A 231-nucleotide genomic window follows, 5' to 3' on the forward strand; every position below is an offset into this window, starting at 1 on the left:
CCTATCAACTGCTGACGCCGCGCGAAGTCAGCCATCTTGATAATGCACAACAGCGCGCTGAAGCCCTCAGCGCGCTGTCTGAACTGAAGAAGCTTGGTGTTAACAGCATGATGCTGACCGGCGGCAATCCACGCGCGGCTGCGGTCATTGCCGCTAAGCTCAACATCGATTATCGCGCAGGGTTACTGCCCGCCCATAAAAGTGGCGGGGGGGGGGCGTTAGGGACACCGC

The 231-nt window shown here is 59.7% G+C and carries 1 protein-coding gene; it reads left to right on the forward strand.

Annotation, left to right across the window (positions count from 1 at the left end; translation table 11 throughout):
* Positions 1 to 231: hypothetical protein (locus tag KVT28_RS27225; protein WP_217551461.1), on the forward strand; the 231-nt coding region annotated here is incomplete at both ends.

Origin of the sequence: Pantoea sp. GbtcB22, from assembly GCF_019091025.1 — a bacterium.
Taxonomy (GTDB): domain Bacteria; phylum Pseudomonadota; class Gammaproteobacteria; order Enterobacterales; family Enterobacteriaceae; genus Pantoea; species Pantoea leporis.